A 17,892-nucleotide genomic window follows, 5' to 3' on the forward strand; every position below is an offset into this window, starting at 1 on the left:
TTGAATCCTGTCACCGCCGAGTCGATCTCGTGGACCACGGGGGTGCGGATGGAAGTCGAGATCCTGAGTGCCGGGCAGGGCGATGACGACGAGTTGCGCGCACTGCGTGCCTGGCTGCGCGCGGATCCCCAGTTGAGGGGAACGGTCATCCGGCTGGTGGAGTCGGAGGAACCGGAGACCATGGGAGGCCTCCTGGAGGCCGTTCACGTGATCATCTCGGACGGCTCCGCGGTCGGCGGTTTCGCGGTCTCCCTCGCCACCTGGCTGGGAAGCCGTCCCCGAGCACGGTCCCGCCGGGTCCGTGTCGACGGCCGGGAGCGGGAGCTGCCCGGGCGCGCCGATGCCGACCGGGTCGGCGCCCTGCTGGAGCCCGGACCGGCGGACCGGGAGCCCGCCCCCGAGGAGGAGCGCCGATGAGCTCGCGCCTGCCCGACCTGGCCCACTCCCAGGCGGTGCTCGTCGGCGTGTCCGACTACCGGCACCACCAGAGCCTGGAGTCGGTCCAGGCCAATCTCCGGGCACTGGAACGGATCCTGCTGAGCCCGGAGCACCTGGGCCTGCCGGCCGCGCACTGCCGGGTGCTCCGCAACCCGGGCAGCGCCGACGAGGTGATGGAAGCCCTGGAGGCGGCCGCGGACCGGGCCACGGACACGCTCATCTTCTATTACGCGGGGCACGGCTTCGCGGACGAGGACGGGCTCTACCTCGGCCTGCCCGGGACCCGGCACAAGCCGGGATCCCAGCGCTACCACGCGGTCCACTACGAGTGGGTGCGCCGTGCGGTGCTGCAGGGCGAGGCGCAGGCCGCCCGGCGGATCATCATCCTGGACTGCTGCTACAGCGGACGGGCCGCCAGCGAGGCCACGGCCAGTGTGATGGGGTCCGCCAACACGGACGTGCACGGGACGGTCGTCTGGGCCGCCACCAGCCCGAGCCGGCCGCTGGCGAAGGCGCCCGTGGACGCCGAGTACACCGCGTTCACCGGGGAGCTGGTCCGCGTCCTGGACACGGGGGTCGACGGCGCCGCGGAGGTCCTGGACATGGACACGATCTTTCACCGGGTCAGCCGTTCCCTGGTCGCCAAGGGCTTCCCGCAGCCTGACCGGCACAACCACGCGCTGGGCGGGCAGGTGGCACTCGTACGCAACCGGGTGGGCGGGCGGCCGGGCCCGGAGACACAGCCCGGGAGCGGGGCCGGTGGGGGTGCTCCCGCCGGCGGGCCCGACGTGGCCGGTTCGTCCGTGGCCGGTTCCTCCGGGGCCGGAGCCAGCGCCTCCTGGGAGCCGTTCACCTGGGGGCCCATGCGGACCGACCTGGTCATCGTCGAGGGCGACGGGGAGAGCGCCATTCCCGAGAGCTCGCTGCACGTGCGGGCCGTGGACGAGGACGTGGACCTTCCCGGGGAACTCGCCGAGTGGCGGGATGAGATCGCGGCGGAGCAGGACGGGCTCAAGGCGGCCGGGAAGCCGTACTTCTGGAACGGACTCAACTACGCCGTCGAGCGGATCACGATCGGCCGGGTGGACGAGACCGAGTCCCCGGAGATCTACATCCAGTTCCAGAACTCCGACTACTACACCTTCCTCGCCACCCAGCAGCTCGACCGGCAGTTCCGGGACGGCACCACTCCCAAGAGCCGGTACATCGACCCGCATGCCGATCCCCTGGACATCGAGCCGTTCATGAGCTCGTCGTTCGGCACGAACGTCGCCGTGATCACGCGGGACGAGAAGGTGATCGTCTCGCGGCGCAGCCAGATGGTGGGCTCGCACCCGGGCACCTGGAACTCCTCGGCCAACGAGGCGCTCTCCCGGGTGGTCGACAACGCGGCCCGGCAGGCACCCAACATCTTCGGGGTGGCCCGCCGCGGGATCAGCGAGGAACTCGCCCTGAGCGCGGACGAGTACCGGTTGAACATGCTGGCGCTGACCATCGACAAGAGCACCCATCAGTGGGGTGCGCTGTTCATGGCCCGGCTGCGCCGCGTGACCGCGCGGGAGTTCATCGAGCGGCGCTCGCGCGGGGTGTCCGACAAGTGGGAGCACGACCGGCACGAACTGGTGGACTTCGAGATCGAGCCGGTGATCCGGTTCATCTTCGACCCCGAGCGGAGGGGGCTGTGGTCCCCGACCGCGCCGGGTCTGTTCTACCTGGCGCTGGTGAACAAGTACGGGCGGGTGGCGGTGGAGCGGGAGAGCCGGCGGCTGCTCGGGCAGGATCCGGGAGCCGCGCTCGGGTAGGGCCGGGCGGCCGGGCCCTACGCGGGTGCGGCCCTGTCCGGCCTGGCCCGTTCCGGTCCGGTTACGGGCTGTCGTGCCGGAGGGCGAACCACAGCTCCATGCGGACGTCGGGGTCGTCGAGGTCCCGCCCGAGGAGGTCCGCGCAGCGGGCGATGCGCTGGCGGACGGTGTTGCGGTGCACGCCGAGGGCGGCCGCGGCACGGTCCCAGCCGCCGTGGTGGGTGAGCCAGGCCCGCAGGGTCCCGCGCAGCACCGGGTCCAGCGGCGCCAGCAGTGCCCGCGCGTGTGCCGCCGCCTGCGCCGCCGGGACCAGGGCGGCCATGCCGTCGGCGGTGTGCCGCAGCAGCGGGGAGCGGGCGGCCTCGGCGCGGCGCAGGGCGCCGGCCGCCTCGGCGTCGGCGGCCGTGAGGTCCGTGGCCCCGGCGGGGGAGCTCGCCCCCAGCCGCCAGCCGGGCCGGGGCTCCGGCTCCCGGTCGGTGAGCATTCGTACGGCGGGACCCTCGGCGTCCACCAGGGCCGCGCCGAGCTCGGCCGCCAGAGCGGCGGCGGCTCCCGGAGACTGCGCCGCGTCCGTGCCGGGGAGCGCCCGCGCGTGGACCACCGTCCACGGGCCGGCGCCCAGCAGCGCGACGGCCTCGGCCGGCGGCCGGCCGAGCAGCAGCCGCAGCAGCGCGGCCGAGGAGCGGGCGCCCGCGTCGGCGGAGCCGTGGCCCTGGCGGGCCGTGGTGAGCAGGGTGAGCAGGACGGCGGCGGCGCCCGCGACGGTGTGGTCGCCGGGGGTGCGGACCGGACTGGCGACCGCGAGCACGGCCCGCAGGCCGGTGCTGCCGGCCTGCGGGCCGAGGGCGTACGCCGTGAGGTGCTGCGGCACGGCCTGGGCCGGATCCGTCCCGGCCGGTCCCGTCCTGGCCGAGCCCGGACCTGCCCCGGCCGGCCCCCTGTCGGGCGCCTCCCCCGGCCCCGTACCGGCGTCGGGGGAGGCGCCCGAGGCCGCGCCTGCCACCGCCACCGCCCCCGCCGGGGTCGCCGTCGCTCCGGCGGGCGGCACTGCCGGTGGCAGGGTGTCGGTCGCCGTGGCCGGTCCGCCGGACGCCACCCGGCGGGCCAGGCCCGCCAGGGCGTCCACCGCGTGCTGCGGCGGGGTCGGGCCGGCGGCGGCCGTCACCGTGCCGTCCGGGGCGAGCACCGCCGTCCAGCCGCCCAGGACTGCGGCGAGGCGGCGCAGCACCGCCTGGACCGGGTCGGGCCGGGACGCGGCGGCGGCCAGCGACTGCTGGGCCTCGGCGACCCGCCGCAGCTCGCGGGTGCGGGCCTCCGCCATCAACCGCCAGACCGCGCGGGCCACCGCGGTGAACGGGGTCGGCTGCGGTACCTCCAGCAGGGGCAGGCCGTGGCGGGCACAGGCGGCGAGGAGCTCCTCCGGCACCCGGGCGTGCACGGGCGCCACGCCGAACCCGAGCGCCGCCACCCCGGCACGCACCAGCCGTACGACGTACGCGTCGGCATCACCGGCGCCGTGGCCGCGCGGGGCGTGACCGCTTCCGCCGGGGCCGGCGTCACCCCCGCCGGCCCCGGAGGGACCGCCGCGGCCGCTGCCGTCGAGGTCGCCACTGCCGTGGCCGTTGTCGTCGCGACCGCCGTCGTCACCATCGCCGCCGCGGTCGGTGCCACCGGGACACCCGGTCCCGCGCCACGGAACCGGCTCGGCGGGCGTGTCCGAGGCGCGCGACGATGCCTCGCGCGAGGTGCCGGGTTCGGCCGGGCCCGCGGCTGCCAGGCCCGCGCCGGCCGTCAGCAGCAGCTCGCCGCCCAGCAGGTAGGGGGACGGGTCCGCCATCTCGGACGCGTGGACGCCGAGCAGCTCGGTGTCCGGCGAGCCGCTCAGCAGGCGCAGGCCGAGGGCCCGCTCGGTGAGCAGCGCGCCGAGGGTGATCGACGGTGCGGCGCCGGCCGGCTCCGGCCCGGGGCGCGGGGCCGCCCGCCCGGCTCCGCCCGCGGCTCCGCCGGGATCCGGGCTCCGGTCGGCGGTGGGCAGGGCCGGCATGGATGCTCCGTACAGCTCGGGGTGGGTCGATGGATAAAACGTACACTTCGCGGCGAGCGGTCGGCGGCCTACGCTCGAAGCAGCGCCCGGCACGCTCCTGTGCGCGGCGCCGGTCAGGACGCCGGGGCACCGGCGTTCCCGACGCGCGCCGGGTCACCGGCGCTCAGCGCCACCCGCTCCGGCGCCGGTCACAGCGCCGAGCCGCAGCGACACAGCAGCAAAGCGGCAGCGACGCGGCAGCGCCCCGGCGCAGCCCGCCGCACCGAACCGCACCGCACCACACACGCCAGCCACAGAAGGGCACCCCATGAGCACGCAGCCCCGCGGACCCGTCGACTCCTCCCGCATCCCGCGGTACGCCGGCCCGGCCACCTTCGCCCGGCTGCCCCGCCTCGACGAGGTCGGCTCCGCCGACGTGGCCGTCGTCGGCGTCCCCTTCGACTCCGGCGTGTCCTACCGCCCCGGCGCCCGCTTCGGCGGCAACGCCATCCGTGAGGCCTCCCGTCTGCTGCGCCCGTACAACCCGGCCCAGGACGCCTCCCCGTTCGCCCTCGCCCAGGTCGCCGACGCCGGCGACATCGCGGTGAACCCCTTCAACATCAACGAGGCCGTCGAGACCGTCGAGGCCGCCGCCGACGAGCTGCTGTCCTCCGGCTCCCGCCTGATGACCCTCGGCGGCGACCACACCATCGCCCTGCCGCTGCTGCGCTCCGTCGCGAAGAAGCACGGCCCGGTCGCCCTGCTCCACTTCGACGCCCACCTGGACACCTGGGACACGTACTTCGGCGCCGAGTACACCCACGGCACCCCGTTCCGCCGTGCCGTCGAGGAGGGCATCCTCGACACCGAGGCGCTCTCCCACGTCGGTACCCGCGGCCCGCTCTACGGCAAGCAGGACCTCGACGACGACGCCAAGATGGGCTTCGGCATCGTGACCTCCGCCGACGTCTACCGCCGCGGCGCCGACGAGATCGCCGACCAGCTGCGCCAGCGCATCGGCGACCGCCCGCTGTACATCTCCATCGACATCGACGTGCTCGACCCGGCGCACGCCCCCGGCACCGGCACCCCGGAGGCGGGCGGCATGACCTCCCGCGAGCTGCTGGAGATCATCCGCGGTCTGTCCTCCTGCAACCTGGTCTCCGCGGATGTCGTCGAGGTCGCCCCGGCGTACGATCACGCCGAGATCACCTCGGTCGCGGCCTCGCACACCGCGTACGAGCTGACCACGATCATGAGCCGCCAGATCGCGGCGGCGAAGGCGAACCCGAAGGGCGAGTAAGCGCACGTGACGCACGACCACGACCTGGTTCTCCGTCCCACCGAAGCCCAGACGGCGGCCGCCCTGGCACCGCCGCCGGGCCGTACGGGCGGGGACCTGGTCGTGGAGACGCTGCGCGGCCTGGGTGCCACCACCGTGTTCGGCATCCCGGGCCAGCACGCCCTGGCGGTCTTCGACGCCGTGGGCCGCTCGGACCTGCGGCTGATCGGCCTCCGGGTGGAGAACAACGCCGGCTTCGCCGCCGACGCGTACGGCCGCCTCACCGGCGAGGCGGTCCCGCTGCTGCTCTCCACCGGGCCGGGCGCGCTGACCGCCCTGCCCGCCCTGCAGGAGGCGGCGGCCGCCTCGGCGCCCGTCCTCGCGATCTGCTCCCAGGTCCCGGGCGCGGGCCTGGGCGGCGGCCGGCGCGGCCACCTGCACGAGCTGCGCGACCAGGCCGCGTCCTTCCGGGACGTGGTCAAGTCCGTCCACACCGCCCGTACGCAGTCCCAGATCCCCTCGGTGATCGCCGAGGCCTGGGAATCGGCCCTCACGGCCCCGCACGGCCCGGTCTGGGTGGAGATCCCCGAGGACGTCCTCCGTGCCGAGACCCTGATCCCGCAGGTCACGGGCGTGGACGCGAGCCCGCACGAGCTCGCCCCGCGCCCCGAGCTCACCGCGCTCGCCGCGCACTGGCTGCAGAACGCCTCCCGCCCGGTGATCATCGCCGGCGGCGGGGTGGTCCGGGCCGACGCGGCCGGCAAGCTGAAGCAGCTCGCGGAGCGCGTCAACGCGCCGGTGGTCACCACCTTCGGCGGCAAGGGCGCGTTCCCGTGGACCCACCCCCTCTCCCTCCAGTCCTGGCTGGAGGACCGGCACATGACCGACTTCCTGGAGGACGCGGACGTCCTCCTCGTCGTCGGCAGCGGCCTGGGCGAGCTCTCCTCGAACTACCACACCTTCTTCCCGTCGGGCCGCGTCGTCCAGATCGAGGCCGACCTCGGGAAGCTGGAGTCCAACCACCCGGCGCTCGGCATCCACGCCGACGCCCGCCTGGCCCTCCAGGCCCTCCTGGAGACGGTGGACCCCCGCGAGGACCCCACCGCCCCGGACCGGGTCCGGATGGTCCTGGCGGACATCGGGGCCCGCCTCGCCGCCCAGGACCTCACCCTGGAGCAGCAGCTCCTGGCCTCGATCCGCAAGGCCCTCCCGCCCCGCTCCCCGTCCTTCTGGGACATGACGATCCTGTCGTACTGGGCCTGGTCCGCCTTCGACGCCCGCCACCCCAACACCATGCACTCGGCACAGGGCGCCGGCGGCCTCGGCTACGCCTTCCCGGCCGCCCTGGGCGCCTGCGTCGCGGAACCCGGCACCCCGGTGCTGGCCGTCTCGGGCGACGGCGGCGCCATGTACTCGATCGCCGAGCTGGCCACCGCGAAGCAGCACGACCTGGACGTCACCTGGCTGATCGTGGACGACGGCGGCTACGGCATCCTGCGCGAGTACATGACGGACGCGTACGGCGCCCCCGTCGCCACGGAGCTCACCCGCCCGGACTTCGCCGCCCTGGCGGCCTCCTTCGGCGTCCCGGCGGTCACCGCCACCCCCGACTCCCTCCGCGAGGACCTCGCCAAGTCCCTCGCCACCCCGGGCCCCTCGGTCGTCGTCCTCCCGGCCACCCTCAAGATGTTCGCCCCGACCCACCTCTGAGGAATATGCTTCATATGGGCTCAGCCTAGGAGGCATATATGTCGAACCTGTACGTGGACGTCGATGACGCGGCTCTTGCCGAAGCCGCCTCGATACTGGGCACGAAGACGAAGAAGGACACGGTCAACGCCGCGCTGCTCGAAGTGGCGAAGCGGCACCGTCGCCTGAGGGCGCTGGAGCGTCTCGCCGAGATGGGCGAACGAGGGGACTTCGACGTCCTCCTCGACAAGGAGAACCACCGCCGGTGAGCCCGGTCACGCACCTGATCGACACATCGGCTGTCGCCCGCGTCATGACGGACCCCGCCGTACGCCGGACCCTCAGCCGTCACCTCGTGGAAGGTGTGGTCGGCATCTGCGAGGTGACCGAACTGGAGATCCTCTATTCCGCCCGTTCCCTGGCGGACCGCCTGGAGAAGGAGGATCTGCTGGCCGAGCTCTTCAACTGGGTCCCGGCACCGGACGGCGCGTACCGGCGCGCTCGTACCGTCCAGCGGATGCTCACCGATCGGGGCGAGCACCGCAGCGCGGGCCCGGTGGACCTGATGGTCGCAGCGACTGCCGAACTCTGTGGACTGACCCTCCTCCACCACGACAAGGATTTCGAGACGATCGCCCGCGTCACCGGGCAGCCCGTCGCCTGGGTGGGGCGGCCCGCTCTCGGCGGCGAATAGCGGACAGGATCTGACCGCTATCGCTGGAATTCTGTTCCCGTGAGCGGCGCCGCTGGGGCGCACCCGAGCCAGGAGTCCGTATGCCCGCCGTGCCCGGCCCGTCCATCAGTACCCCCGCCACGGCCGTGCGGCACCCCCGGCGCGCGCGGACGGCTGCGGTCGTCCTCGGCACCCGCGCGCTGAACCGGGCCACTCTCGCCCGGCAGCTGCTCCTCGACCGCTCCGACATCCCGCCCCTCGACGCCGTCGCGCACCTCGGCGGGATGCAGGCGCAGGAACCGCAGGAGCCGTTCACCGGCCTGTGGTCGCGGCTGCGGGCGTTCGACCCGGACGCGCTGTCGGACCTGCTCCTCACCCGGCGCGTCGTACGGACCCACCTCATGCGGCGCACCGTGCACCTGGTCACCGCCGACGACGCCCTGGCCTGGCGGGGCCGGCACGAGGCGATGCTGCGCCAGAAGGTGCTCGGGGTGTACGGCCGGGAGCTCGCCGGGGTCGACCTCGACGAGCTCGCCGCCGCGGGCCGGGAGCTCATGTCCGACGGCGAGCCCCGTTCGACGGGCGAGATCGCACGGGCGGTCGCCGACCGGTGGCCGTCGCCGGGGCCCCGCGCCCTCGGCGAGATGCTGGTCGCCCTCGTCCCGATGGCACAGCTGCCGCCCCGCGGGCTCTGGCGTACGAAGGCGGGCGTCCGGCACCTCCCGTACGCGGCCTGGCTGGGGCGCGACACCGACCCGGCCGACCCCCACGGCCCCGACGCCGTGGGCCAGGCCCTCGTACGCCGCTACCTCGCCGCCTTCGGCCCCGCCGCCTCCGCCGACCTGCGCGCCTGGTGCGGTCTCGCCGGCCTGCCCGCCGCCGTCTCCGCCGTACGCGAGGAACTGATCGCCTTCCGCGACGAGCGCGGCCGGGAACTGCTGGACCTCCCCGACGCGCCGCGCCCCGACCCGGACACCCCGGCCCCGGTCCGCTTCCTGCCCGCCTTCGACAACGCGGTCCTCGGCTACCAGGACCGCGGCCGGATCATCGACGACGCCCACCGCGGCCTGTCGGTCACCGGTGCCCGCCTGGTCCTGGTCGACGGCCGCGTCTCCGCCACCTGGACCACCACCCCGGCCGCGCACACCGTGACGGTGACCCCCCTCCGCCGTCTCTCCCCCTCCGAACACACTGCCGTCACCGAGGAAGCCCGGGCCCTGACCGCATTCCTCACCACCCCCGACACCCCCTAGACCAGCCGCGGCCCGAGCCAGCCCAGGACGTCGTCCAGAAGTTTTTTCGCCGGGCTGTCACACACCTGCCTCCTCGCGGTACAGAGCGGTGAACGGGCCGGAGCGGAAGCGCTCCGGCCACCACAGCCGCCACAGAGGAGCGAGCATCATGTCCACTGCCTACGTCGTCGTCACCGTCCTGGCCGCCGTGATGGCGGGGTTCTCGGGGGCGTCGATCTTCTTCAAGGCGAAGTTCACCGTGGAGCCGCTGGCCCAGTACGGCGTGCCGCAGGGCCTGTGGAACTACCTGGGCGCGGCGAAGGCCGCCGGCGCGGCGGGGCTGCTCGTCGGGCTGTTCGTGCCGGTGATCGGGGTGCTGGCCGGGGTCGGGCTGGTGCTGTACTTCACCGGTGCCGTCATCACCGTGGCGCGGGCGAAGGCCTACGGGCACGTCGTCTTCCCGGTGATCTACGCCGCCCCGGCCGCCGCCGCCCTCGTCCTGGCCGGGTGAGCGCGGTCCGCGGGACCGCGCCCCCGGAGCCCGCCTCGACCGGCCGTCGAGGCGGGCCGCCACGGCCGGACGAGTCCGGCTCGTCGAGCCCGGCGTACACCCGTTCAATTGTTGCAGCGGGATGAAATCCGCCGGTCGCCGCGTTGGTGCCTTCCGGCAGGACAGGACGAACGGGGAGGCTTCACGTGGCGGCGGGAGACACAGCCGGGGCGGGGCAGGGACAGCAGGGCTGGGCCAGGAGGCTCACCGCGTACACCTGGCGGTACAAGGCGAACGTCCTGCTCGCCCTCGGGTCGTCGCTGGCCGGAATGGCCGTCATGGCACTGGTGCCGCTGGTCACCAAGGTGATCATCGATGATGTCATCGGCGACCGGAGCAAGCCCATGGCCCCCTGGGCGGGCATGCTCATAGGCGCCGCGATAGCCGTGTACGTGCTGACGTACATACGCCGCTACTACGGCGGCCGGCTCGCCCTCGACGTGCAGCACGACCTGCGCACCGAGATGTACGACACCATCGCCCGGCTCGACGGGCGCCGGCAGGACGAGCTCTCCACCGGGCAGGTGGTCGGGCGGGCGACGAGCGACCTGCAGCTGATCCAGGGCCTGCTCTTCATGCTGCCGATGACCATCGGCAACTTCCTGCTCTTCGGCATATCCCTGGCCATCATGCTGTGGCTCTCGCCGCTGCTGACCCTGGTCGCCCTGCTCATGGCCCCCGCCCTCTGGTTCATCGCCAAGCGCAGCCGGAAGAAGCTGTTCCCCGCCACCTGGTACGCCCAGGGCCAGGCCGCCGCCGTCGCCGGCGTCGTGGACGGCGCCGTGACCGGCGTCCGCGTGGTCAAGGGCTTCGGCCAGGAGGAGCAGGAGACCGGCAAGCTGCGCGAGGCCGGACGCCGGCTGTTCGCCGGACGGCTCCGCACCATCCGCATGAACTCCCGCTACACCCCCGCCCTGCAGGCCGTCCCCGCCCTCGCCCAGGTCGCCATGCTGGCCCTGGGAGGATGGATGGCCACCAACGGGCGGGTCACGCTGGGCACCTTCGTCGCCTTCTCCACCTACCTCGCCCAGCTCGTCGGACCCGTCCGCATGCTCGCCATGGTGCTCACCGTCGGCCAGCAGGCCCGCGCCGGCGTGGAGCGGGTGCTCGAACTCATCGACACCCGTCCGGTGATCGAGGACGGCGCCACGGAACTGCCCGCCGACGCGCCCGCCACCGTCGAGTTCGAGGACGTGTCCTTCGGCTACGACCCGGAGCGGCCCGTCCTGGACGGCCTCAGCCTGCGCATCGAGCCCGGTGAGACCCTCGCCGTCGTCGGCGCCTCCGGCAGCGGCAAGTCCACCCTCTCGCTGCTGCTGCCCCGCTTCTACGACGCCGGCCGCGGCACCGTCCGGATCGGCGGCCACGACGTCCGCGAGCTGACCTTCGACTCCCTGCGCGCCGCCATCGGACTGGTCCCCGAGGACTCGTTCCTGTTCTCCGACTCGGTGCGGGCCAACATCGCCTACGGGCACCCGGACGCCACCGACGAGGAGATCCGGACCGCCGCCCGCGCCGCCCAGGCCGAAGGCTTCATCGAGGCCCTGCCCGCCGGCTACGACACCAAGGTCGGCGAGCACGGACTGACCCTGTCGGGCGGCCAGCGGCAGCGCATCGCCCTCGCCCGGGCCATCCTGACCGACCCCCGGCTGCTCCTCCTGGACGACGCCACCTCCGCCGTCGACGCCCGCATCGAGCACGAGATCCACGAGGCCCTGCGGTCGGTGATGGCGGGCCGCACCACCCTGCTCATCGCGCACCGCCGCTCCACCCTGGCCCTCGCCGACCGGATCGCCGTACTCGAACACGGCCGGCTCGCCGCCCTGGGCACGTACGAGGAGCTGGAGCGGGACTCCGCGCTGTTCCGCCGGCTGCTCACCGACCCCGACGCGCTCGCCGCCGGTTCGCCCCGGGTCCCCGGCGACGAGGCCGCTGTACTCGCCGACTTCGAACGGGACCTGGAGGACCTGGAGATCGAGGCGGAGATCGACTCCGAGCCGGTCAACGCCAAGCGACGGGTCGCCGACGGGATCACCCCCGAGCTGTGGAAGCGGGGTGAGGAGGACGCCGGGCGGGACGCCGTGACCGCGCCCGCCGCCGGCACCGGCGCCCCGCACAGCATGGCCGGCGCCGTCGCCGGCATGCCGTCCACCCCCGAACTGCTCGCCCAGGTGGCCGCGCTGCCGCCCGCCGACGACACCCCCGACGTCGACGAGGACCGCGCGGCCGCACCCGAGGAGAGCTACGGCCTGCGCCGGCTGCTCCACGGCTTCTGGGCCCCGCTCGCCGTCAGCCTCGGCCTGGTCGCCGCCGACGCGGGCGCCGGCCTGCTGCTGCCGGTCCTGATCCGCCACGGCATCGACGACGGAGTGGAGCGGCTCGCCCTCGGCGCGGTCTGGGCGGCCTCCGCCATCGCCCTGCTCGTCGTCCTCGGCCAGTGGGCCGCGCAGGTCGCCGAGACCCGGATGACCGGCCGCACCGGCGAACGCGTGCTCTACTCGCTCCGCATCAAGATCTTCGCGCAGCTGCAGCGACTCGGCCTGGACTACTACGAGCGCGAGCTCACCGGCCGGATCATGACCCGGATGACCACGGACGTGGACGCCCTGTCCACCTTCCTGCAGACCGGGCTGGTCACCGCCGTGGTCTCGGTCTTCACCTTCTTCGGGATCCTCGTCGCCCTGCTGGTGCTGGACGTCGAGATGGCCCTGATCGTCTTCGCCACCCTGCCCCTGCTGGTCGTCGGCACCATCGTGTTCCGCCGGAAGTCGGTCACGGCGTACGAGCTGGCCCGCGACCGGGTCAGCGTGGTCAACGCCGACCTCCAGGAGTCCGTCGCCGGGCTGCGGATCGTCCAGGCGTTCCGCCGCGAGCGCTCCGGGGCCGCCCGGTTCGCCGAGCGCAGCGACTCCTACCGCGAGGCCCGGGTCCGCGGGCAGTGGCTGATCTCCGTCTACTTCCCGTTCGTCCAGCTGCTGTCCTCGGTCGCCGCGGCCGCCGTGCTGATCGTCGGCGCCGGCCGGGTCGAGGCGGGCACCCTGACCACCGGCGCGCTGGTCGCCTACCTGCTCTACATCGACCTGTTCTTCGCCCCGGTCCAGCAGCTCTCCCAGGTCTTCGACGGGTACCAGCAGGCCAGCGTGTCGCTGGGCCGGATCCAGGACCTGCTGCGCGAGCCCACCACCACCCCGCGCGCGGCGGCCCCGCGCGAGGTGAAGGGGCTCCGCGGGGACATCGCCTTCGAGGGCGTCCGCTTCCAGTACGGCACGGCCGAGGAGCGGGGCGAGAAGGGCGAGGCGCTGGCCGGGATAGACCTGCGGATACCCGCGGGGCAGACCGTCGCCTTCGTCGGGGAGACCGGAGCCGGGAAGTCCACCCTGGTCAAGCTGGTGGCCCGGTTCTACGACCCCACCGCCGGCCGGGTCACCGCCGACGGCACCGACCTGCGCGAGCTCGACCTCACCGGCTACCGCCACCGGCTGGGTGTGGTCCCCCAGGAGTCGTACCTCTTCCCGGGGACCGTCCGCGACGCCATCGCCTACGGCCTGCCGGACGCGACCGACGCCGAAGTGGAGGCCGCGGCCCGCGCCGTCGGCGCGCACGGCATGATCGCGACCCTCGACGGCGGCTACCTGCACCCGGTGGCGGAGCGCGGCCGCAACCTGTCGGCCGGCCAGCGCCAGCTGATCGCCCTGGCCCGGGCCGAACTCGTCGACCCGGACGTGCTGCTGCTCGACGAGGCCACCGCCGCCCTGGACCTCGCCAGCGAGGCGCTGGTCAACCAGGCCACCGACCGCCTGGCGGGCCGCCGTACCACCCTGGTGGTGGCGCACCGCCTCACCACCGCGGCCCGCGCGGACCGGGTCGTGGTCATGGACCGCGGCCGGATCGCCGAGGTCGGCACGCACGCCGAACTCCTCGCCCGCGGTGGCCGGTACGCCGACCTCTGGCGCACCTTCATCGGCGAGGACGAGCGGACGGCCGCCGCCTGAGCCCCGTCCTGCCCCGTACCTGGCTGAGCCCCGTACCTGCCTGAGCCCGGACGCGCCCGACGCCCGGAACCGCCGGAACCGGAACCCGCTGGAACCAACCCCGTCGGCCGTGCGTCGTACGTGCGTGCGTCATACGTACGACCGAGTGGGGGAAGTGTGTTCCATGCGTGGGGCAGGACAGGGCGACTGACCAAGGCCCTGGGCGTGTCCGCGGCCGGGCTGGGCCTGGCCGTCGGCGGGTTGCTCACCGCGCCGCCCGCGCAGGCGGCGCAGGCACCGGAGGCCGCGGCCGGCGGCTGTGGCGGCCGGCTGGTGCGGACGCTGCCGTTCTCGACCGGTCAGGTCCGCGTGTTCAAGTCGCGCACCCGGGTCTGCGCCGTGACCCTGCCCTACAGCCCGGGAGTACGTCAGCACATGTCCGTCAGCGTCCAGCCGCGCGGCGGGGTGCCGGTCGTGGACCGGGGCCGCTTCACCCGCTTCGCCGGACCGGTGACCGTCTACGCGGTGAGCCGCTGCGTGTTCGTCCGGGGGGAAGTCGGCGCCGGTTCGGTCTCCTCGGGCTGGATCCTCTGCTGAAAGGCGTCCCAACCAGGTCTGTTCACGGGCGTGTTGATCCCGCTAGGTTCACGGCGACCGCAGTGAACCAAGGGGAGGATGCATGCGCAAGGCGCTCCGATGCCTGCTGTCGCTCACGGTGCTGACCGGCACCCTGGGCGCGGCCGGAGTCACGGCCCAGGCGGCCACCGCCGCCGGACCCGCCGCCGGCCCGGACATCAAGGACAGGATCCTCGCCATACCGGGGATGTCCCTCATAGAGGAGAAGCCGTACACGGGTTACCGCTTCTTCGTCCTCAACTACGAGCAGCCGGTGGACCACCGGAAGCCGTGGCAGGGCACCTTCAAGCAGCGGATCACGCTGCTGCACAAGGACACCGACCGCCCGACGGTCTTCTTCACCTCGGGCTACAACGTGAACACCAACCCGCGCCGCAGTGAGCCGACGACCATCATCGACGGCAACCAGGTGTCGATGGAGTACCGGTTCTTCACGCCGTCCCGGCCCGCCGACCCGGCCAACTGGTCGAACCTGAACATCAAGCAGGCGGCCGACGACCAGCACCGGATCCACCAGGCGCTGAAGAAGATCTACAGCAAGAAGTGGATCGCCACCGGCGGCAGCAAGGGCGGAATGACCGCCACCTACTACGAGCGCTTCCACCCGAAGGACATGGACGGCGTCGTCGCCTACGTCGCGCCCAACGACGTGGTGAACAACGAGGACTCGGCCTACGACCGGTTCTTCGCCAAGGTCGGCACCAAGGAGTGCCGCGACAAGCTGAACAACGTCCAGCGCGAGGCGCTGCTGCGCCGCGGGCCGCTGGAGGCCAAGTACGCCGCGGCCGCCGCCGAGAACGGCTGGACCTTCAACACCGTCGGCGACCTCGACAAGGCCTTCGAGGCCGTGGTCCTCGACTACACGTGGGCGTTCTGGCAGTACAGCCTGCTCTCCGACTGCGCGGGCATCCCGGTCGCGGCCACCGCCTCCGACCAGGAGATCTGGGACACCGTCGACGCCATCTCCGGCTTCTCGGCCTACACCGACCAGGGCCTGGAGACGTACACGCCGTACTACTACCAGGCCGGTACCCAGCTCGGCTCGCCCGACATCAAGCAGCCCCACCTGAAGGGCCTGACCCGCTACGGCTACCAGCCGCCGCGCAACTTCGTGCCCCGTGACATCCCCATGACCTTCCAGTCGAACGCGATGCGGGACGTGGACACCTGGGTCCGGAACAACGCCGAGCGGATGCTCTTCGTCTACGGGCAGAACGACCCGTGGGGTGCTGAACCGTTCCGCCTGGGCTACGGGGTGCGGGACTCGTACGTGATGACCGCGCCGGGCGCCAACCACGGTGCCAACGTCGCCAAGCTGCAGGAGGGCGAGAAGGCGCTGGCCACCGCACGGATCCTGGAGTGGGCCGGGGTCGCGCCGGCCGCCGTCCAGGCGGACCCGGCCAAGGCGAAGCCGCTGGCCAAGGCCGACATGAAGCTCGACCAGCGGGACCCGGAGCGCGAGCCGCAGCTCCGCCCGTAATCCCCCCGGGCCACGGTCTCAGTACGTGAGGCCGTGGCCCAGCGGGTACCGGCCCGGCACCGGCACCGGGAGCCGCCCGGCCGGGCGGACCCGGCCGGCCAGCACCCGGGCGGCCGCGCGCAGTTCCACATCGGTCCAGGAGTACGTCGCCAGGCTCGCCGCGCACTCGGGCAGCCGCGCGGCGTCGTACGGGTTGCGGACCGCCAGCGCCACCACCGGGACACCGGTGGAGATCAGCTCCGTCACCAGGGTCCGCTGCGGACTGTCGCCCTCCGGCACGTTGTACGTGCACACCAGGAGCGCGTCGTGGCCGGGGGCGGCGGCGCGCGCCCGGTCCGCGGGGACGGCCGTGGCGGTGAACCCCAGAGCGGTCAGCTCGCGGGCCAGGACGGCCGTCGGCGGGCCCGTGGTGCCGCTCGGCGAGGCCGGGTCGGTGCCGGTGACCAGCAGCCGGGGGCGTTTCTCCGGGTCCAGCGGGAGCAGGCCCCGGGCATTGGCCAGCAGGGTGGTCGTACCGGCGGCGATCGAGTCGGCGGCGGTCAGGTGCGCCGGTGTGCCGACGGCGGCCGCGACTCGCTCCGGCGAGGTGTACGGATCCCCGAACAGGCCGCGGCGGGCCTTGAGTTCCAGGATCCGCAGCACCGACTCCCCGATCCGCTCCTCGGTCAGCTCCCCGCTCCGCACCGCCGCCAGCACGCCGCGCTGCGCCAGCGCCAGGTCCGGCGCGTTCAGCAACTGGTCGCAGCCCGCCTTCAGGGCGAGCACCGGCACCCGGTCGTCTCCGTACTTCTGCCGTACGCCGGCCATGTCGAGGGCGTCGGTGACCACCACCCCGCGGAAGCCGAGGCGTTCGCGCAGCACGCCGGTGATGACCGGGCGGGAGAGGGTGGCCGGGTCCCCGGACGGGTCCAGCGAGGGCACCACGATGTGCGCGGTCATGATCATGTCGACCCCGGCCTCCACGGCCGACCGGAACGGCGGCTCGTCCAGCCGCTCCCACTCCGCCCGGGTGTGGTCCATCACCGGCAGGCCCACGTGGCTGTCGGTGGCGGTGTCGCCGTGGCCGGGGAAGTGCTTCGCGGTCGCCGCGATCCCGGCCCCCTGGTAGCCGCGCACCTGCGCGGCGACCAGCCCGGCCACCGCCCGCGGGTCCGAGCCGAAGGACCGCACGCCGATGACCGGGTTGGCCGGGTCGGTGTTGACGTCGGCCACCGGGGCGTAGTCCTGGCGGATGCCGAGCGCGGCCAGTTCGGTGCCGGCGATCCGCGCGGCCCGGCGGGCCGCGGAGACGGAACCGGCCGCCCCGAGCGCCATCGCGCCGGGCAGCAGGGTGGCCGGGCGGCCGATCCGGGCGATGATCCCGTGCTCCTGGTCGGTGGAGATCAGGAGCGGGATCCGGGCGGGGGCCGCCAGCGCGGCACGCTGCAGGCCGTTGGACAGCCCGGCGATCTGCAGCGGGGCCCGGGTGTTGTGCGCCCAGGCGAAGTAGATGATCCCGCCGAGGTGGTACCGGGAGACCAGCTCGGCCGCGGTACGCACCCCGAACTGCGCCAGATTGGCCTCGGCGTCGGCGGGATCCGGGTCGGTCGCGGAGTGCCCGTAGGCGCGGCTGACGAACAGCTGGCCCACCTTCTCGGCCAGGGACATCCCGTCCAGGAGCTGCCGCAGGGCGGCGCCGTCCGGGCGCCGGCCGGCTGCCGCGGGCGGAGTGCCGCCGGGGTTCCGGGCGTCGGAGTGGTGGCCGGCGTGCGCGTAGGGCACCGGGGAGGCGGCGCCGGTCCGGGCGGCGCAGGCGCCGGCCGCGGCACCGGCGGCCACGGCGGCCACAGCGGTCAGCAGACGCCGGCGGGACGCGCTGGACGGCGCGCTGGACGGCACGTTGGGCGGGGCGCTGTACGGCGCGTCGGGCGGGATGTCGGGCGGGTCGCTGTACGGCACGTTGGACGGCACCCGGGCACGCTACTGCGCCCGGCCCGCCCCGCCCCGGCCCCACACCCGCGGGTCCCCCGGAAGCGCTAGCTTCCGCGCCTGCCTCCGCCGGCGCGGCATCAAAGCCACGGTTCCCGAGCGCGTCGACCATCGTCACCCGCTACGACAAGCACCCCGCCCGCTAACA

General features: G+C 73.9%; 13 protein-coding genes. 11 read left to right on the forward strand and 2 right to left on the reverse strand.

Annotated elements, in window-relative coordinates; genetic code table 11:
* Both ACGFQ9_RS19255 and ACGFQ9_RS19260 read left to right on the forward strand, forming a co-directional pair.
* Positions 1–417 carry a hypothetical protein gene (locus tag ACGFQ9_RS19255; protein WP_393575052.1) on the forward strand — a complete coding sequence of 139 codons (417 nt, stop codon included), beginning with the start codon at positions 1–3 and terminating at the stop codon, positions 415–417.
* Positions 414–2,240, forward strand: coding sequence for a caspase domain-containing protein (locus tag ACGFQ9_RS19260; RefSeq protein ID WP_393575053.1), 1,827 nt, complete (start codon positions 414–416; stop codon positions 2,238–2,240). The genes ACGFQ9_RS19255 and ACGFQ9_RS19260 overlap by 4 nt, the downstream gene beginning before the upstream one ends.
* Before the next feature lie 61 nt (positions 2,241–2,301).
* Here the strand turns inward: ACGFQ9_RS19260 and ACGFQ9_RS19265 are convergent, their stop codons facing one another.
* Positions 2,302–4,284, reverse strand: a complete 1,983-nt coding sequence (locus ACGFQ9_RS19265) for a helix-turn-helix domain-containing protein (protein ID WP_393575054.1) — start codon at positions 4,282–4,284, stop codon at positions 2,302–2,304.
* Between the two features lie 307 nt (positions 4,285–4,591).
* Between ACGFQ9_RS19265 and speB the strand changes: the two genes are divergently transcribed.
* The 9 genes from speB to ACGFQ9_RS19310 all read left to right on the forward strand — a co-directional run bounded on the left by speB (position 4,592) and on the right by ACGFQ9_RS19310 (position 15,776).
* Positions 4,592–5,566, forward strand: coding sequence for an agmatinase (gene speB, locus ACGFQ9_RS19270; protein WP_393575056.1), 975 nt, complete (start codon positions 4,592–4,594; stop codon positions 5,564–5,566).
* A 6-nt stretch (positions 5,567–5,572) separates the two neighbouring features.
* Entirely contained in the window at positions 5,573–7,255 is a 1,683-nt protein-coding gene (locus ACGFQ9_RS19275) for a thiamine pyrophosphate-binding protein (RefSeq protein WP_393575057.1), read from the forward strand.
* A 38-nt stretch (positions 7,256–7,293) separates the two neighbouring features.
* Positions 7,294–7,503 carry a type II toxin-antitoxin system VapB family antitoxin gene (locus ACGFQ9_RS19280; RefSeq protein ID WP_393575059.1) on the forward strand — a complete coding sequence of 70 codons (210 nt, stop codon included), beginning with the start codon at positions 7,294–7,296 and terminating at the stop codon, positions 7,501–7,503.
* On the forward strand, positions 7,500–7,928 hold the full coding sequence (locus ACGFQ9_RS19285) for a PIN domain nuclease (RefSeq protein ID WP_393575060.1): 429 nt from the start codon (positions 7,500–7,502) through the stop codon (positions 7,926–7,928). Before ACGFQ9_RS19280 ends, ACGFQ9_RS19285 begins: the two co-directional genes overlap by 4 nt.
* Positions 7,929–8,008: 80 nt before the next feature.
* Entirely contained in the window at positions 8,009–9,160 is a 1,152-nt protein-coding gene (locus tag ACGFQ9_RS19290; protein ID WP_393575061.1) for a winged helix DNA-binding domain-containing protein, read from the forward strand.
* A 148-nt stretch (positions 9,161–9,308) separates the two neighbouring features.
* A complete protein-coding gene (locus ACGFQ9_RS19295; RefSeq protein ID WP_393575062.1) occupies positions 9,309–9,650 on the forward strand; it encodes a DoxX family protein in 342 nt (113 codons plus the stop codon).
* 185 nt (positions 9,651–9,835) lie between these two features.
* Positions 9,836–13,681 (forward strand): ABC transporter ATP-binding protein, encoded by a 3,846-nt coding sequence (locus ACGFQ9_RS19300; RefSeq protein WP_393575064.1) that lies wholly within the window; start codon positions 9,836–9,838, stop codon positions 13,679–13,681.
* A gap of 204 nt (positions 13,682–13,885) precedes the next feature.
* Positions 13,886–14,257: a hypothetical protein gene (locus tag ACGFQ9_RS19305; RefSeq protein WP_393575065.1), complete on the forward strand. Its 372-nt coding sequence runs from the start codon at positions 13,886–13,888 to the stop codon at positions 14,255–14,257.
* Positions 14,258–14,339: 82 nt separating this feature from the next.
* Positions 14,340–15,776 carry a S28 family serine protease gene (locus ACGFQ9_RS19310; protein ID WP_393575067.1) on the forward strand — a complete coding sequence of 479 codons (1,437 nt, stop codon included), beginning with the start codon at positions 14,340–14,342 and terminating at the stop codon, positions 15,774–15,776.
* Between the two features lie 18 nt (positions 15,777–15,794).
* Here the strand turns inward: ACGFQ9_RS19310 and ACGFQ9_RS19315 are convergent, their stop codons facing one another.
* Positions 15,795–17,654: a glycoside hydrolase family 3 protein gene (locus ACGFQ9_RS19315; protein ID WP_393575372.1), complete on the reverse strand. Its 1,860-nt coding sequence runs from the start codon at positions 17,652–17,654 to the stop codon at positions 15,795–15,797.
* Between the last annotated feature and the right edge of the window lie 238 nt (positions 17,655–17,892).

This window comes from Streptomyces sp. NPDC048603, assembly GCF_043199475.1.
Lineage (GTDB): Bacteria > Actinomycetota > Actinomycetes > Streptomycetales > Streptomycetaceae > Streptomyces.

Bases quoted from the DNA above. Each gene is read 5' to 3' on its own strand.
- ACGFQ9_RS19260 (WP_393575053.1), top strand. From the start codon at position 414: ATGAGCTCGCGCCTGCCCGACCTGGCCCACTCCCAGGCGGTGCTCGTC.
- ACGFQ9_RS19265 (WP_393575054.1), bottom strand. From the start codon at position 4,284: ATGCCGGCCCTGCCCACCGCCGACCGGAGCCCGGATCCCGGCGGAGCC.
- speB (WP_393575056.1), top strand. From the start codon at position 4,592: ATGAGCACGCAGCCCCGCGGACCCGTCGACTCCTCCCGCATCCCGCGG.
- ACGFQ9_RS19280 (WP_393575059.1), top strand. From the start codon at position 7,294: ATGTCGAACCTGTACGTGGACGTCGATGACGCGGCTCTTGCCGAAGCC.
- ACGFQ9_RS19290 (WP_393575061.1), top strand. From the start codon at position 8,009: ATGCCCGCCGTGCCCGGCCCGTCCATCAGTACCCCCGCCACGGCCGTG.
- ACGFQ9_RS19295 (WP_393575062.1), top strand. From the start codon at position 9,309: ATGTCCACTGCCTACGTCGTCGTCACCGTCCTGGCCGCCGTGATGGCG.
- ACGFQ9_RS19310 (WP_393575067.1), top strand. From the start codon at position 14,340: ATGCGCAAGGCGCTCCGATGCCTGCTGTCGCTCACGGTGCTGACCGGC.